The sequence below is a fragment of the Embleya hyalina genome, assembly GCF_003967355.1.
Lineage (GTDB): Bacteria > Actinomycetota > Actinomycetes > Streptomycetales > Streptomycetaceae > Embleya > Embleya hyalina.
In genome coordinates this window covers 165,485-181,678 of sequence record NZ_BIFH01000027.1, presented here as the reverse complement: position 1 = coordinate 181,678, position 16,194 = coordinate 165,485, and the positions used below count along the sequence as shown (strand labels likewise).

The 16,194-nt window shown below is 69.0% G+C and carries 11 protein-coding genes and 1 tRNA gene; 9 read left to right on the top strand and 3 right to left on the bottom strand.

Annotated elements, in window-relative coordinates:
• Nucleotides 1-203 precede the first annotated feature (203 nt).
• The 9 genes from dnaA (at nucleotide 204) to EMA17_RS29855 (ending at nucleotide 13,043) form a co-directional block, all read left to right on the top strand.
• The gene (gene dnaA, locus EMA17_RS29895) at nucleotides 204-2,195 is read left to right on the top strand and encodes a chromosomal replication initiator protein DnaA (protein ID WP_126640257.1); all 1,992 of its coding nucleotides are present in this window, start codon (nucleotides 204-206) and stop codon (nucleotides 2,193-2,195) included.
• Nucleotides 2,196-3,031: 836 nt separating this feature from the next.
• Complete coding sequence (gene dnaN, locus EMA17_RS29890) at nucleotides 3,032-4,165, top strand: DNA polymerase III subunit beta (RefSeq protein ID WP_078976313.1); 1,134 nt, start codon at nucleotides 3,032-3,034, stop codon at nucleotides 4,163-4,165.
• Between the two features lie 199 nt (nucleotides 4,166-4,364).
• Nucleotides 4,365-5,306 carry a phosphogluconate dehydrogenase (NAD(+)-dependent, decarboxylating) gene (gnd, locus tag EMA17_RS29885; protein ID WP_126640256.1) on the top strand — a complete coding sequence of 314 codons (942 nt, stop codon included), beginning with the start codon at nucleotides 4,365-4,367 and terminating at the stop codon, nucleotides 5,304-5,306.
• Nucleotides 5,307-5,324: 18 nt separating this feature from the next.
• The gene (gene recF, locus EMA17_RS29880) at nucleotides 5,325-6,467 is read left to right on the top strand and encodes a DNA replication/repair protein RecF (RefSeq protein ID WP_126640255.1); all 1,143 of its coding nucleotides are present in this window, start codon (nucleotides 5,325-5,327) and stop codon (nucleotides 6,465-6,467) included.
• On the top strand, nucleotides 6,460-6,975 hold the full coding sequence (locus tag EMA17_RS29875) for a DciA family protein (RefSeq protein ID WP_246126979.1): 516 nt from the start codon (nucleotides 6,460-6,462) through the stop codon (nucleotides 6,973-6,975). Before recF ends, EMA17_RS29875 begins: the two co-directional genes overlap by 8 nt.
• Before the next feature lie 391 nt (nucleotides 6,976-7,366).
• The gene (gene gyrB, locus EMA17_RS29870) at nucleotides 7,367-9,403 is read left to right on the top strand and encodes a DNA topoisomerase (ATP-hydrolyzing) subunit B (protein WP_126640254.1); all 2,037 of its coding nucleotides are present in this window, start codon (nucleotides 7,367-7,369) and stop codon (nucleotides 9,401-9,403) included.
• 81 nt (nucleotides 9,404-9,484) lie between these two features.
• Entirely contained in the window at nucleotides 9,485-12,109 is a 2,625-nt protein-coding gene (gyrA, locus tag EMA17_RS29865) for a DNA gyrase subunit A (RefSeq protein WP_126640253.1), read from the top strand.
• Nucleotides 12,110-12,112: 3 nt separating this feature from the next.
• Entirely contained in the window at nucleotides 12,113-12,919 is an 807-nt protein-coding gene (locus EMA17_RS54415) for a DUF3566 domain-containing protein (RefSeq protein WP_246126978.1), read from the top strand.
• Between the two features lie 50 nt (nucleotides 12,920-12,969).
• Nucleotides 12,970-13,043: transfer RNA gene (locus EMA17_RS29855), tRNA-Ile, on the top strand.
• 86 nt (nucleotides 13,044-13,129) lie between these two features.
• Here the strand turns inward: EMA17_RS29855 and EMA17_RS29850 are convergent.
• The 3 genes from EMA17_RS29850 to EMA17_RS29840 are packed head-to-tail and all read right to left on the bottom strand — an operon-like array spanning nucleotide 13,130 to nucleotide 16,194.
• Nucleotides 13,130-14,416 (bottom strand): tyrosine-type recombinase/integrase, encoded by a 1,287-nt coding sequence (locus tag EMA17_RS29850; RefSeq protein WP_218043095.1) that lies wholly within the window; start codon nucleotides 14,414-14,416, stop codon nucleotides 13,130-13,132.
• Between the two features lie 18 nt (nucleotides 14,417-14,434).
• A complete protein-coding gene (locus tag EMA17_RS29845; RefSeq protein ID WP_160161613.1) occupies nucleotides 14,435-14,731 on the bottom strand; it encodes a helix-turn-helix domain-containing protein in 297 nt (98 codons plus the stop codon).
• Nucleotides 14,728-16,194: a replication initiator gene (locus EMA17_RS29840; protein ID WP_307721570.1), complete on the bottom strand. Its 1,467-nt coding sequence runs from the start codon at nucleotides 16,192-16,194 to the stop codon at nucleotides 14,728-14,730. Before EMA17_RS29840 ends, EMA17_RS29845 begins: the two co-directional genes overlap by 4 nt.

Here is a 16,194-nt window from a genome sequence, read left to right as displayed (position 1 = left end):
AATGGGGGATCCGGGGCACGTCGCCCACCTGCGGAAACGCCCTGTCGGGCAGGCTGTACACAGGCTGTGGACAACGGCTTGAGCAGGTGGATGGCCGCCACTACCGTGAACTGGTGGAGTCGGACCGGAGCGCTCGCTCCCGGGGTCCGGGACACTGGGAGCCCTCCCGAGACCTGCGTCGATGCAATGAAAGAGCGTGCACTGTGGCTGACATCACCAGCGACCTCGCCGCAGTCTGGGCACGGTTCCTGGAACGACTGGCCACCGACGACTCGGTCACGGCCAAGGACAAGGGATGGCTCCAGCGCACCCAGCCGCTGACCCTCTTCTCCGACACCGCGCTGCTCGCGGTGCCGAACGAGTTCGCGAAGGAAGTGCTGGAGACCCGGCTCCGCCAGGTGGTGACGGACGCGCTGAGCCACGGTTTCGGGCGGCCGATCCGCTTCGCGGTCAGCGTCGAGCCGGGGGCGGGCGAGCCGGAGCAGGTGCCCGAGCGGCACGACCGCTCGCCCCGACACGACGACTACAACCCCGGTCCGTACGGACGGCCCGCCTACGGCGACCGCTACGGCCGCGACGGCTACCCCCAGGAGCCCTACCCGCAGGAGCCGTACGGCCAGCAGCCGTATCGCCCGGACCGCGACCCGTACGCCGAGCCGCAGTACCAGCAGGACTACCCGCACGAGCGCTACGCGCCCGGACCGTATCGGGATCAGCGTGATCCCCGGGACGCGCGTGATCCCCGCGAGTCCCGTGAGCAGCGTGACCCCCGGGAGTCGCGCGAGGGCAGGGACGGTCGGGATCCGCGCGATCGGGACCACCGGGACACCCGCGATCCGCGCGATTCCCGTGATCAATACGGATATGGCGGCGGGCAGGGCGGCTCGTCCGATCACCCGGGAATTCCGCCGTCCGACGGGACCCTCTTCGCCGATCGCGAGGACCTCTTCGGGACACCCGGCTTTTCCACACCCTCCGTCCACAGCTTTGTGGATAATTCGACACATCAATCCGGCGACAGAGAGCCGATTCCCGGCGCTCCGCAGCCGCCGCAGCAGTCGCCGCCCCACCAGCCGCCGTCGGCCCCGCCGGCCGACGTGCCGGGGAATCGGCCGCTGCGGCTGGCCCGGCCGGGCACCGGTCGCGAGCACGGCGTGGTCGAGCACGAGCCCGCCGCGCGACTGAACCCCAAGTACCTGTTCGAGACCTTCGTCATCGGCTCCAGCAACCGGTTCGCGCACGCGGCCGCGGTGGCCGTGGCCGAGGCGCCCGCGAAGGCGTACAACCCGCTGTTCATCTACGGCGAGTCGGGGCTGGGCAAGACCCACCTGCTGCACGCGATCGGGCACTACGCGAAGAGCCTGTATCCGGGCACCCGGGTGCGCTACGTGAGCTCGGAGGAGTTCACCAACGAGTTCATCAACTCGATCCGCGACGGCAAGGCCGACGGCTTTCGCCGACGTTATCGAGATGTCGACGTCCTGCTGGTGGACGACATCCAATTCCTGGAGACCAAGGAGCAGACCCAGGAGGAGTTCTTCCACACCTTCAATACGCTCCACAACGCGAACAAACAGATCGTCATCTCGTCGGACCGGCCGCCCAAGCAGCTGGTGACCCTGGAGGATCGACTGCGCAATCGTTTCGAGTGGGGGCTGTTGACCGACGTCCAGCCGCCCGAATTGGAGACGCGGATCGCGATCCTGCGCAAGAAGGCGATCCAGGAGGGGTTGAACGCGCCGCCGGACGTGCTGGAGTACATCGCCAGCAAGATCTCCCGGAACATCCGCGAGCTGGAGGGCGCGCTGATCCGGGTGACCGCGTTCGCGAGCCTGAACCGGCAGCCGGTGGACCTGCAGCTGACCGAGATCGTGCTCAAGGACCTGATTCCGGACAGCGCGGGGCCCGAGATCACGGCGACCACGATCATGGCGCACACCGCGGCCTACTTCGGGTTGTCCGTCGAGGACCTGTGCGGCACCTCGCGCAGCCGGGTGCTGGTGACCGCGCGCCAGATCGCCATGTATCTGTGCCGCGAGCTGACCGATCTGTCGCTGCCGAAGATCGGCGCCCAGTTCGGCGGGCGCGACCACACCACGGTGATGCACGCCGACCGCAAGATCCGCTCGCTGATGGCCGAGCGGCGGTCGATCTACAACCAGGTGACCGAGTTGACGAACCGGATCAAGAGCTGATTCGAGTCCCGATCACCCGCTCGGGCCGGCCGGCGTTCCCTTTTCGGGGCGCCGGCCTTCTTGTGTGTGGTGTGACCTTCATCTCATCGGCTCCGACGGAGGTGAGTTATCCACCGATCGGCGCCGAGTCGGGCATCCACACCATGGGGACGAGCTGTTTACCGTCGAGTTCCCCACAATGGCTGCGGGAACCTGGGGAAAACGCCGGCGAGCCGGCAGGTCAGGTTCCTGTGGTGATGTGGAGCGGAGTCCTCCACAGACTGTGGATAACTTTCCCGCGACGCACCGTCCATCGTCGTGTTGTCCGGTTGTCCACGTCCCGTCCACCGGAATTCGCGGCTTGTCCCCAGGTTGTCCACGGATCTGTCCACAGTCGGGCCGGTTTCACCCCTTACGGTGAATCCCGAGCCGAATGGCGTCCGCAGGGGGTGGGGACAAGTGGCCCCCGACCTGGGGATTGATTGGGGACAACCGGGGGTACGGCTGGGGACGACCTGTGGAGCCAATTCGGGCATCCACAGACACAGGGGGTTTATCCACGGGTCCACCCACACCCCGAAGTGGATAAAAAAGCGGCTCTGACCTGCGCATATACCGGTTATCCACGGTATCCACACCCCCTACTACTACGACCACGCGTAGTTCAAGAGCGATCCACGGAAAACGGTCGGGGCGGGCCGAATCTGTGGACTGCGGGTTTGCCGGGGGCTGCGCGGGCTGTCGGCGCGGTGCGTCAGACTGTGTCCCGGTGGTAGGCCCCGACGGCCCGACACCGACGCCGAAACGAACGGCGACCAAACGACAGACGGCCGGCAACGGCAGGAGGCGGTGAACCGGTGAAGTTCCGGGTCGAGCGTGACGTTCTCGCTGATGCGGTGGCGTGGACCGCGCGGAGTCTCCCGGCGCGGCCGGCGGTTCCCGTCCTCGCCGGATTGCTCCTGGAGGCGGCGGACCAGCGGCTGACGCTGTCCAGCTTCGACTACGAGGTCTCCGCCCGCGGCGGCGTCGAGGCCGAGGTGGACGAGCCGGGCCGGGTGCTGGTGTCCGGGCGACTGCTCGCCGACATCTCCAAGAGCCTGCCGAACCGCCCCGTCGAGGTGTCCACCGACGGGGCCAAGGTGACCGTGGTCTGCGGCAGCGCCCGCTTCACGTTGCCCACTCTCCCGGTGGAGGACTACCCGGCGCTGCCGGAGATGCCCACCGCCGCGGGCGCCGTCGAGGGCGACGTCTTCGCCGCCGCCGTGGCCCAGGTGGCCATCGCCGCCGGCCGCGACGACACGCTGCCGATGCTGACCGGCGTCCGGGTCGAGATCGAGGGCGACCTGGTCACCCTGGCCGCGACCGACCGATACCGGCTCGCGGTCCGCCAGTTCCACTGGAAGCCCGAGGCCGACGGCCTCTCCTCGGCGGTGGCCCTGGTGCCCGCCAAGACGCTCAACGACACCGCCAAGTCGCTGACCCAGGGCGACAGCGTGCAGATCGCGCTGTCCGGGGACAAGATCGGCGAGGGCATGATCGGCTTCGAGGGTTCGGGCCGGCGCACCACCACCCGCCTGCTCGAAGGCGAATTCCCCAAGTACCGCGCGTTGTTCCCGGAGCAGTCGGAGACGGTCGCCACCGTCGAGACCGCGCCGTTCGTGGACGCGGTCAAGCGCGTGTCCCTGGTCGCCGAGCGCAACACCCCGGTGCGGCTGTCCTTCTCGGACGGCCGACTCGTGCTCGAAGCCGGCTCCGGCGACGAGGCGCAGGCCTCCGAGGCGATCGAGGCGGGCCTGGAGGGCGAGGAGATCTCGATCGCCTTCAACCCGACCTTCCTGCTCGAAGGGCTCAGCGCGATCAACTCCCCGGTCGCCCAGATCTCCTTCACCACGTCCACGAAGCCCGCCGTGATGACCGGCAAGCCCGACGTGGAGGCCGAGGCCACCGACGAGTACCGCTACCTGATCATGCCGGTGCGGCTCTCCGGCTGATCCGGACGGCGTCGAACCGGCCCGGGGCACAACCGGGTTCGACCGACGCGCCGGTGCATACCCCGCGGCCGCACGGGCAACCGCTACCCGCGTACCGTCGACGCGGTGAAAGCCCCCGCCCCTACGAGGGCGCCGGGGGCGCGGAAGCGGCCTCGGCGGTGCCCACCCGGCATCGCAGCAGCGAACGAAGGATTTCAGGATGCAGCTCGGACTCGTCGGCCTCGGCAAGATGGGTGGCAACATGCGCGAGCGGTTGCGCCGCGCGGGCCACACGGTGGTGGGCTACGACCGCAACCCCGACGTGGCGGACGTCCACAGCCTCAAGGAACTCGTGGACACGCTCGCCGAGCCGCGCGTGGTGTGGGTGATGGTGCCGGCGGGGGCGCCGACCCAGGCCACCATCGACGAACTGGGCGAACTGCTGTCCCCGGGCGATGTGGTCGTCGACGGCGGCAACTCGCGCTGGACGGACGACATCAAGCACGCCGAGGCGCTGGCCGGGAAGAACGTCGGCTTCGTCGACTGCGGCGTCTCCGGCGGTGTGTGGGGCCGGGACAACGGCTACGCGCTGATGTGCGGCGGCGACGCGGCCGACATCGCCAAGGTGCGGCCGATCTTCGACGCGCTCAAGCCCGAGGGTCCGGCCGGCTTCGTGCACGCGGGCAAGGTCGGCGCCGGGCACTTCGCCAAGATGGTGCACAACGGCATCGAATACGCGCTGATGCAGGCCTACGCCGAGGGCTGGGAACTGCTCGAGGCCGCCGACGTGGTCACCGACGTGCGCGAGGTCTTCCGCAGCTGGCAGGAGGGCACGGTCATCCGTTCCTGGCTGCTCGACCTGGCCGTGCGCGCGATGGACGACGACGAGCACCTGGAGGGCCTGCGCGGCTACGCCGAGGACTCCGGCGAGGGCCGCTGGACGGTCGAGGCGGCGATCGACCACGCCGTACCGCTGCCCGCGATCACCGCGTCGCTGTTCGCCCGGTTCGCCTCGCGTCAGGACGACTCCCCGCAGATGAAGATGGTCGCCGCGCTGCGCAACCAGTTCGGTGGGCACGCGGTCACCGCCGCGTCGACGCACAAGGGCGCCGACGCCCCCGGCGCCGACGTCACGCCGCCGAAGGAGGCCGACGCGGGCTGACCGGCAGCCCGCCCGCCCATGCATGTAGCGCACCTGTCACTCGTCGACTACCGGTCGTACGCCCGGGTCGAGGTCCCCCTCGAACCGGGCGTGACCGCGTTCGTGGGGCCCAACGGCCAGGGCAAGACCAACCTGGTCGAGGCGATCGGCTACCTGGCCACGCTCGGCAGCCACCGGGTCGCCTCCGACGCGCCCCTGGTCCGGCTCGGCGCCGAGCGGGCCTATGTCCGCGCGAGCATCGTCCGCGAGGACGGCCGCAGCGCGCTGGCCGAGTTGGAGATCAACCCCGGCAAGGCCAACCGGGCCCGGATCAACCGCTCGGCCGCCACCCGGCCGCGCGATCTGCTCGGCCTGCTGCGCACCGTGCTGTTCGCGCCGGAGGACCTGGCCCTGGTCAAGGGCGACCCGGGGGAACGCCGGCGGTTCCTGGACGAGTTGCTGACCGCGCGCACTCCTCGGTTGCTGGGGGTGCGGCAGGACTACGACCGGGTGCTCAAGCAGCGCAACACGCTCCTTCGCACCGCGGCGCTGGCCCGTCGGGCGGGCGGCGGTCGCAGCGGGGCGCTGAGCACGCTCGACGTGTGGGACGAGCATCTGGCCGCGACCGGCGCCGAGTTGACCGCGGCCCGGCTCGACCTGGTCGCCGCGCTGCAACCCCTGGTGGACAAGGCGTACGACGCGTTGTCCACAGGCGGTGGACCGATCGTGCTCGACTACCGCAGTTCGATGTCGGAGGACCCGCTGCCCTCGGATCGGGCGGGGATCCACGCGGTGCTCACCGCCGCGATCGCCGCCGGTCGGGCGGCGGAGGTCGAGCGCGGACAGACCCTGGTGGGCCCGCATCGGGACGATCTCGTCCTGCGGCTGGGTCCGTTGCCCGCCAAGGGCTACGCCAGCCACGGCGAGTCCTGGTCGTACGCGCTGGCGCTGCGGCTGGGCTCCTACGAACTGCTGCGCGCGGACGGGGGCGAGCCGGTCCTGGTGCTCGACGACGTCTTCGCCGAGTTGGACGTCACCCGTCGGGCGCGGCTGGCCGAGATGGTCGCGCACGGCGAGCAGGTGCTGGTCACGGCCGCGGTGGCCGAGGACGTGCCGCCCGCGCTCGTGGGCGCGCGCTACGACGTCGCCGCCGGTGAGGTACGGAGGGTCGAGGGTGAGTGACGAGGGCCACATCCCGCCCGCCTCGGGCGACGCCGGCGCGGCCGAGCCGACGCGCGGCATCGACCTGGCCCGCGCCGCGCTGACCCAGGCCCGGGCCCAGGCGCGCACCCGGCACGACCACCGGCAGGACCAGGACCGGGCCCGGCGTGGCTTGAAACGCAGCGGTTCCGGACCGGACGACCGCGACCCCCAGCCGCTGCGACAGATCATGGGGCGCCTGGTCAGCGAGCGCGGCTGGCAGACCCCGGCGGCGGTGCACGGCGTACTCCAGCGCTGGCCGGAAATCGTCGGCCCGGCGCTGGCGGCCAACTGCCGTCCGGAACGTTTCGAGGACGGCGAACTCGTGGTGCGGGCCGAATCCGACAACTACGCCACCCACGTGCGCTGGCTCGCGCCGAAACTGCTCGCCCGGCTCAACCAGGAGCTGGGCGACGGCACCGTCACCTACATCCGCGTCCTCGGTCCGGCCCAGGAGCGCCGCCGGGGCCAGTGGCGCGCCCAGCCGTAGGCGGTTTCCGGCCACGGCCACGCGGCTTGCACCGCTCCGGGCGGGTGCGCCGACCGGCGGCGACCGCGTCGGCGGGGGCGATGTGTCCGGTGTCATACCGGTCTGACACGCTGTCACCATCCGAGTCGCCCGCGCCGCGTGGACAGGCATGAGAGCGATTCGGGACCCCGGGGCAAGTGGGGGGACATGCGACAGGGCACATCAGGGCGCCACACGCGAACACAGGGCCCTTGGGAACCCATCTTTGTGTCGCCCCGACCGGTAGACTGAACCAGCAATACCGCTCATGCGGATCCTGTTTCGACTTCCGCGGCTCCGTGCCCGGGGGCGCGTCGGGCCGGCTGCCTGCCCTTCGACGCACCCTGCCGTTCCTGCTCCCGGGCAGGGAGCCGTGCTGTGCCAGAAAGGGCGCTTCGTGGCCGATTCCGGCAACCCCAAGGAGAATGACGTGGCCGGCTCGCCGGAAACCTCTGCCGCGAGCAACGGGCAGTCCTACGGCGCGAGCGACATCCAGGTCCTGGAGGGCCTCGACGCGGTCCGCAAGCGCCCGGGCATGTACATCGGTTCCACCGGTGAGCGCGGTCTGCACCACCTCGTCTACGAGGTCGTGGACAACTCGGTCGACGAGGCGCTGGCGGGGCACGCGACGCACATCGAGGCGACGATCCTCGCCGACGGCGGCGTGCGCGTGGTGGACAACGGCCGCGGTATCCCGGTCGACATGCACCCGGTGGAGAAGAAGCCCGCGGTCGAGGTCGTCCTGACCATCCTGCACGCGGGTGGCAAGTTCGGCGGCGGCGGCTACTCGGTCTCCGGCGGTCTGCACGGCGTCGGCGTCTCCGTGGTCAACGCGCTGTCCTCGCGTCTCGCGGTGGACATCCGCCGTGACGGCTACCGCTGGACGCAGGACTACAAGCTGGGCACCCCCACCGCGCCGCTGGAGCGGCACGAGGCGGCCGCCGAGACGGGCACCACGGTCACCTTCTGGGCCGACCCGGACATCTTCGAGACCACGGTCTACTCGTTCGAGACGCTCTCCCGGCGCTTCCAGGAGATGGCCTTCCTCAACAAGGGCCTGACCATCTCGCTCCGGGACGAGCGCCCGGACCACGTGGACGAGAAGGGCGAGCAGCTCGCGGTCACGTACCACTACGAGGGCGGCATCGCCGACTTCGTGCGCTACCTCAACTCGCGCAAGGGCGAGCTGGTCCACCCCTCGGTGATCGACATCGAGGCCGAGGACAAGTCGCGCACCATCTCGGTGGAAGTCGCGATGCAGTGGAACTCGCAGTACACCGAGGGTGTGCACAGCTTCGCGAACACGATCCACACGCATGGCGGCGGCACCCACGAAGAGGGCTTCCGGTCCGCGCTGACCGCGCTGATCAACCGCTACGCGCGGGAGAAGAAGCTGCTCAAGGAGAAGGACGAGAACCTCGCCGGCGAGGACATCCGCGAGGGGCTGACCGCGATCATCTCGGTCAAGCTCGGCGACCCCCAGTTCGAGGGCCAGACCAAGGACAAGCTGGGCAACACCGAGGCGAAGACGTTCGTCCAGCGGGTGGTGCACGAGCACCTCACCGACTGGCTCGACCGCAACCCGAGCGAGGCCGCGGACATCATCCGCAAGGGCATCCAGGCGGCCACCGCGCGGATGGCGGCGCGCAAGGCGCGCGACCTGACCCGGCGCAAGGGTCTGCTGGAGACCGCCTCGCTGCCGGGCAAGCTCAGCGACTGCCAGAGCAACGACCCGTCCAAGTGCGAGATCTTCATCGTCGAGGGCGACTCGGCCGGCGGCTCGGCCAAGTCCGGCCGCGACCCGATGTACCAGGCGATCCTGCCGATCCGCGGCAAGATCCTGAACGTCGAGAAGGCCCGGATCGACAAGATCCTGCAGAACACCGAGGTCCAGGCGCTCATCTCGGCCTTCGGCACCGGTGTGCACGAGGACTTCGACATCGAGAAGCTCCGCTATCACAAGATCATCCTGATGGCGGACGCCGACGTCGACGGTCAGCACATCAACACCCTGCTGCTGACCTTCCTGTTCCGCTTCATGCGCCCGCTGGTCGAGGCCGGCCACGTGTACCTCTCCCGGCCGCCGCTGTACAAGATCAAGTGGAGCCGGGACGACTTCGAGTACGCCTACTCCGACCGCGAGCGCGACGCGCTGCTCGAACTCGGCCGGCAGGCGGGCAAGCGGGCCAAGGACGACTCGATCCAGCGCTTCAAGGGCCTCGGCGAGATGAACGCCGAGGAGCTTCGGGTGACCACGATGGACATCGACCACCGCGTCCTGGGTCAGGTCACCCTCGACGACGCGGCCCAGGCCGACGAACTGTTCTCGGTGCTCATGGGTGAGGACGTCGAGGCCCGTCGCTCGTTCATCCAGCGCAACGCCAAGGACGTCAGGTTCCTGGACATCTGACCGGCCGGGGCATCCGCCTGCCGGCGGATATCCACATCCGAGTCGGCCCCACGTCACAGCTCGAAAGGACATTGACCAGCAATGGCCGATGAGAACACCCCGGCGCCCGAAGGCGACCAGGAGGACGCGGTGAACAGCACCGGCGGCCTGCGGATCGAGCCGGTCGGGCTCGAGACCGAGATGCAACGCAGCTACCTCGACTACGCGATGAGCGTGATCGTCTCGCGTGCCCTGCCCGACGTGCGCGACGGCCTCAAGCCGGTGCACCGACGCGTGCTCTACGCGATGTACGACGGCGGCTACCGGCCCGAGAAGGGCTTCTACAAGTGCGCCCGCGTCGTCGGCGACGTCATGGGTACGTACCACCCGCACGGCGACACCTCCATCTACGACGCGCTGGTGCGCCTGGCCCAGCCGTGGTCGATGCGCATGCCGCTGGTGGACAGCAACGGCAACTTCGGCTCGCCGGGCAACGACCCGGCCGCGGCCATGCGGTACACCGAGTGCAAGCTCAAGTGGCTGTCCATGGAGATGCTCCGGGACATCGACGAGGAGACCGTCGATCTCCAGGACAACTACGACGGCCGCAACCAGGAGCCGACGGTCCTGCCGGCCCGGTTCCCGAACCTGCTGGTCAACGGGTCCGCCGGGATCGCGGTCGGCATGGCGACCAACATCCCGCCGCACAACCTGCGCGAGGTCGCGTCGGGCGCGCAGTGGTTCCTGCAGAACCCGGACGTGTCCGCGGAGGAGTTGCAGGACGCCCTGATCGAGCGGATCAAGGGCCCGGACTTCCCCAGCGGCGCGCTGGTCGTCGGCCGGCGCGGCATCGAGGACGCGTACCGCACCGGGCGCGGCTCGATCACGATGCGCGCGGTGGTCGAGGTCGAGGAGATCCAGAACCGGCAGTGCCTGGTGGTCACCGAACTGCCGTACCAGGTCAACCCGGACAACCTCGCGCAGAAGATCGCCGACCTGGTCAAGGACGGCAAGATCGGCGGCATCGCCGACGTGCGCGACGAGACCTCCTCGCGCACCGGGCAGCGCCTGGTGATCGTGCTCAAGCGCGACGCGGTGGCCAAGGTCGTGCTGAACAACCTGTACAAGCACACCCAGCTCCAGGACACCTTCGGCGCGAACATGCTCGCGCTGGTGGACGGCGTGCCGCGCACGCTCTCGATCGACCTGTTCATCCGCAACTGGGTGGACCACCAGATCGAGGTGATCATCCGGCGGACCCGCTTCCGGCTGCGCAAGGCGGAGGAGCGCGCACACATCCTGCGCGGTCTGCTCAAGGCCCTCGACGCGATCGAGGAGGTCATCGCGCTGATCCGGGCCTCGAACACGGTGGACGAGGCGCGTACCGGCCTGATCGGGCTCCTGGAGATCGACGAGATCCAGGCCAACGCGATCCTGGAGATGCAGCTGCGTCGCCTGGCCGCGCTGGAGCACCAGAAGATCACCGCCGAGCACGACGAGCTGATGGCGAAGATCACCGACTACCAGGCGATCCTGGCCTCGCCGGAGCGGCAGCGGCAGATCATCAGCGAGGAACTGGCCGCGATCGTCGAGAAGTTCGGCGACGACCGGCGCAGCCAGCTGGTGCCCTTCGACGGCGACATGTCCATCGAGGACCTGATCGCCGAAGAGGACATCGTCATCACCATCACCCGGGGCGGCTACGTCAAGCGCACCCGGACCGACCTGTACCGCTCGCAAAAGCGCGGCGGCAAGGGTGTGCGCGGGGCGCATCTGAAGCAGGACGACATCGTCGACCACTTCTTCGTGACCACCACGCACCACTGGATCCTGTTCTTCACGAACAAGGGCCGGGTGTATCGGGCGAAGGCGTACGAACTGCCGGACACCGGTCGTGAGGCGCGTGGGCAACACGTGGCCAACCTGCTGGCGTTCCAGCCCGACGAGAAGATCGCCCAGGTGCTCGACCTGCGCGACTACGAGGTCGCGCCGTATCTGGTGCTCGCGACCAAGGCCGGTCTGGTGAAGAAGACCGCGCTCAAGGAGTACGACACCAACCGCTCGGCCGGCGTGATCGCGATCAACCTGCGCTCGGACGAGGCCGGTGACGACGACGAGGTGATCGGCGCCGAGCTGGTCTCCGCGGACGACGACCTGCTCCTGGTCAGCAAGAAGGCGCAGTCGATCCGGTTCACCGCCACGGACGAGTCGTTGCGGCCGATGGGTCGCGCGACGTCCGGGGTGAAGGGGATGAGCTTCCGCGAAGGCGACGAACTGTTGTCGATGAACGTGGTGCGCGAGGGCACGTTCGTGTTCACCGCCACCGATGGTGGCTTCGCGAAGCGAACCAGTGTGGACGAGTATCGCGTCCAGGGTCGTGGGGGGCTCGGCATCAAGGCCGCCAAGATCGTCGAGGACCGCGGGTCACTCGTCGGGGCGCTCGTGGTGGACGACACGGATGAAATCCTGGCCATCACCCTCGGCGGCGGAGTGATCCGTACCCGCGCCGCGGGTGTCCGGCACACCGGACGTGACACGATGGGTGTGCAGCTGATCAACCTGGGTAAGGGCGACGCCGTTGTCGGCATCGCACGTAACGCCGAACCTGAGCCCGAGGCCGAGATCGACCCTGAGGTCGATGGGGCCGAAGCCGGTGCGGCCGATGGCACGCACGAGCCGACCTCCACCATCGCAGGGGAGGTCGCGCCCGGCGGGCAGGAAGGGTGACGCGTGAGCACAGACCGGAAGTCGGCCGGCGGGAGAGGCGAGCGCGCCGACCGGGGTCGAACCGGCGGGCGCGCTGACAGCACGGGTCGCGGCGAGGCGGCGCCGCCGGACGCGGTGCCGCCGAGGCCGGCCGGTCCACCCCCCGCGCACGGGGCCGGGCCCTCCCGGGACGCGGCGGCGCATCCGCCGCGTCCCGCCGGGCCGACCCCGTTCGCGTCCCCCTTCCCTCCCGCGGCCGCGGCGAGCGAGGGCACGGAGCGGCCGCCGGCCGCGGTCAACGGCAGGCCGGCCGCGGCCCGTCCGACGGCGGGCGGCACGATCACCACGCCGCGCCCGATCCGGGGCACCCCGGCGGCCGCCCACCAGCCGGGGCGGCCCGCGGCGCAGCAGGGTGGGCGGCCCGACTCGGGCCCGGAGCCGCAGCCGCGGCCGAGCGCGCGCACCAGGCGGGCCCGACTGCGGGCGGCGCGGGTGGATCCGTGGTCGGTGATGAAGGTCGGTTTCCTGCTGTCCCTGGCACTGGGCGTGGTGCTGATGGTGGCGGTGACCGTGTTGTGGCTGGTGCTGGACGGCCTCGGCGTATTCGCCTCGGTCGGCGACACGGTGAAGGAGGCGACCCAGTCGGAGAACAACTCCGGCTTCGACCTCCAGCACTTCCTGTCCCTGAAGAACACGCTCTTCTTCAGCGGCATCGTGGCCATCGTCGACGTCATCCTGGTGACCGCACTGGCCACACTCGGCGCCTTCCTCTACAACCTCACCGCATCCTTCACCGGAGGCATCGAGGTCACCCTGGCGGAGGAGGACTAAGGATTTTGGTGGCGGGCAAGCGGTGCGGTACGCTCTCTGAGCACGCACGCGGGCCTATAGCTCAGACGGTTAGAGCGCTTCCCTGATAAGGAAGAGGCCACAGGTTCAAGTCCTGTTAGGCCCACTCTCATAAGTGCAGATCAAGGGCCCTTCCCCATTCATCGGGGAAGGGCCCTTGATCATGTGTGGGGAAATAGTGGGGAATCCGGATCAGGCCGCCCGGTTCTCCTCCAGGTCGGCGATTACCGGCCCCAGGTGCGGGAGCAGGCCGACGAGCGTTTCGCGTTCGTTCGCGTCGAGCGCCAGCAGTGAGGCATCCCAGCGAGCCTCAAGGACGTCGGATACCCGCTGCTCCATTTCCGGCGTCACGTGTTCATAGACCCGTGCGATACCCGGCATCTTGTGGCCGAGGCGAGCCCGCCGGGCGACTTCCGGCACATCATCGTCTGCGAGCCACGTCGACTGCGTGTGTCGCCCTTCGTGGAACGTGAACCACCGAAGGATCGGCGGTTGGTGAGCCGGTGAATCGGGATCGTCCGCATCGACGCCGTCCCAGGCCGGGCGCCAGAAGCGTTCGCGAAAGTGGCCCCGGTACAGCCCGCCGCCCTCCGGTGCGGTGAAGCTGAACTCATGGTCGTGGCTGTCGAGCAGCAGTTCATAGAGCACGGCCATGCTCGGTGGCAGCGTCACCCATCGTTCCGAGGAAGCGGTCTTGCCCCGTCCGGTGCGCTTGCGCCGAGGCCGCCGGGAACTCGACAGGAGGTCGGTTGTCTCCTGAACGCTTTGACCGTCCTTGACCAGCTTGCCGCCCACCTCCTTGAGGGGGCGGTGGAGAGCGATCGCACCTGTATCTGGGTTGTACTCCTCCGCCGTCTGCCCGACCAGTTCACCCCAACGGGCGCCGGTGTACAGGTCGAGGAGGCACAACACGAAGCCACTCAGGCCGGTTGTCTCATGCAGGCGCATGGCCGCCCGCAGGCCCTGTACAGGCGTCGCGACGTACTTCTCTGTCTCGTAGCCGCCGGACGTGACACGGATGCCGGAGCATGGACTGGCGGGGATTACTCGGGCCCGTACAGCGGCGGTCATGACTGTGGAGAACAACGCGAAGTACGACGCCACCGAGGATTCGGCGTGATCTTCGCACAACTCTGAGACCCACTTCTCGATCTCAAGATGGCTGTTGAAGATGGCGATCATGGGCCACGCCGCCCAGGTCGGCAGGATCTGCCGATCGAGGTGGCTGCGGTACTTGGCCACAGTGGAGGGGGCCAGGCGCGGGCACACCGCCTTGAACCAGTCCTCAGCGAACTCTCCGAAGGGTCTTTCGGCCAGGCGAGGATCCGTCCACGTGTTGTGTCGGATGCGCGATTCTTCGTCCTGCGCAGCGGACAGGGCGAGCTTCCGTGTGGAGAAGGAAGGGGTGGACCCGCGCGTGCCGTCCGGGCGCATGTATCGGCCGCGCCAGACTCCACGGGTGCTTTCTGCGTGTGCCATGTTCGTTTCCCCCGTGAGTCAGGCAGCAGTGGCGAGCCGGGCGCGCGCGTGTCGCGAGACCGGCTGTTGACGCGTGATGCGCAGGATGTCTGTGATGTCGTCGGCGGCGAACCGGTAATGCTTGCCGAGTCGGTGGTGTGGGATCAGGCCCGCACTGGCCATGTCCCGGAGGGTGCGGGCAGGGATCCTGAATCGATCGCTCAGTTCGTCGGCGGTCAGGAGAGCGCCCACGGGTGCAGTGGCAGCAGAGGTGATCAGGGCGGACAGAATTCGCGTCAGGTCTTCGACACGGGCCGTCAGTTCGTCAGTGCTCAAGCCGCACGCTCCGCGGCGAGTTCCTCTTTTGCCGTCCGGCGATTGAGGTCGAGGTCTCGGCGGACGCCGGCGGCCAAGAGCGCCTCTCCGGGCGTGTGTCCGGACCCGGCGAAGGCCCAGTGGCCTACGACGAGCGTGGAGCCGTCACAGGGGTTTGGGAGGCCGTGAAGGGCGCGGACTTGTTCGGCGCGCCAGTCGGTGCGGACGGAGCGGAGCGCCCCGAGCGTGGTCGAGTACCGGCGGGACTTCGTGGAGAAGTGTCCGGCGAATCCCAGCATGTGCGCCCACTTGCGAAGGTTCAGTCCGGCGAGGTCGACCAGGCCGCCGAGGTCCCAGCAGGCCCGGATCATCCGGCGTGCATGCGGGTCGATGTCGAGAGTCTCGATCGGCCGCGCGAGGCCCGAACCGTCGCAGCTGTGACACGGAGGGGCCCCGCGGAGCAGCGACCCGACACCCGAGCACCGGCGGCAGCAGAGTGAACGGTCCACGGTCCCGGCGACCTCAGCGCCTTTGGTGGCGTACTTGGCTACATAGCCGGCCACGGCTCGATCGGTGAGTTCGCCGGAGCCGAGTTCCGAGATGGGGCGGATGTCGAGCTGTTCGCCCCAGCGATATTCACGGGGGCCGACGGCTTCGAAGGACGACCGCAGTCGGGTGCCGCATGCAGCGTCACGGACGGCTTCGGCAAGCACGTCAGCCGTCGCCCACGATGGGGGTTCGGTCACGACCGCCGGGTCTTGGCCGCTCAAGGGGCCGTCCAAGCGAATCACGGCGTGGAAGTGGATCGAGCCACGCCGCTGGTACTCGGCGACTTTGGCGAAGGACACCCGCACGACATGAGGGAGTTCGCGCTGAGTCAGGCCCCCGAGTGCGGCGAGGCGACGACGCACCAGAGTCGTGAACCGGGCCCAGAGTTTGCCAGAGTGGGCATTCCAGAGGACCGCGCTCACGTAGTCGTACGTGCCGGGGTTGAGAGGCGTCCCGAGCGCAGGGTCGTCATCGGGATGGTGCTTGCCGCATCGGCAGGCGAGCAACTTGCCCGCAGGGGTCTTGGCCCGGTTGTGAACGGCACCGAACGAGGGTGCCGTCAGGGTGACGAACGCCCTGCTGTGGGAGCGAACCGATTCCGGAACCGACTTGCCGCCTGTCAGCCCGGCGCGGATCAGCTGGAAGGTGTCCGCGCGGTAGGTCTCCGAGCACGACGGGCAGCGCGTTGCTCGGCGGTTTCCACAAGCCACCAAGAGGCTTCCGGTTGGCTGTTCGTAGGTCGAGAACCGGTGGAGCGTTGCCCCCGACTCGTTATCCACAGTTGTGGACTCACCTGTGAGTCGGATCGGGTGAGCGCATCCGCCGGTCCGCTTGACTTGGGCCAGCCAGGCAGGGAACGAGGCGGAGCCGGCCCGTGAAAGCAGCGTGTGTCGTGTGGCATCGAGGGGGCCGCCAACGGGGTGTGGCGCTGTCAT

Excerpts from the sequence above, each read along its gene's own strand:
- gnd (WP_126640256.1), top strand. The coding sequence starts at position 4,365 with ATGCAGCTCGGACTCGTCGGCCTCGGCAAGATGGGTGGCAACATGCGC.
- recF (WP_126640255.1), top strand. The coding sequence starts at position 5,325 with ATGCATGTAGCGCACCTGTCACTCGTCGACTACCGGTCGTACGCCCGG.
- gyrA (WP_126640253.1), top strand. The coding sequence starts at position 9,485 with ATGGCCGATGAGAACACCCCGGCGCCCGAAGGCGACCAGGAGGACGCG.
- EMA17_RS29850 (WP_218043095.1), bottom strand. The coding sequence starts at position 14,416 with ATGGCACACGCAGAAAGCACCCGTGGAGTCTGGCGCGGCCGATACATG.
- EMA17_RS29840 (WP_307721570.1), bottom strand. The coding sequence starts at position 16,194 with ATGACAGCGCCACACCCCGTTGGCGGCCCCCTCGATGCCACACGACAC.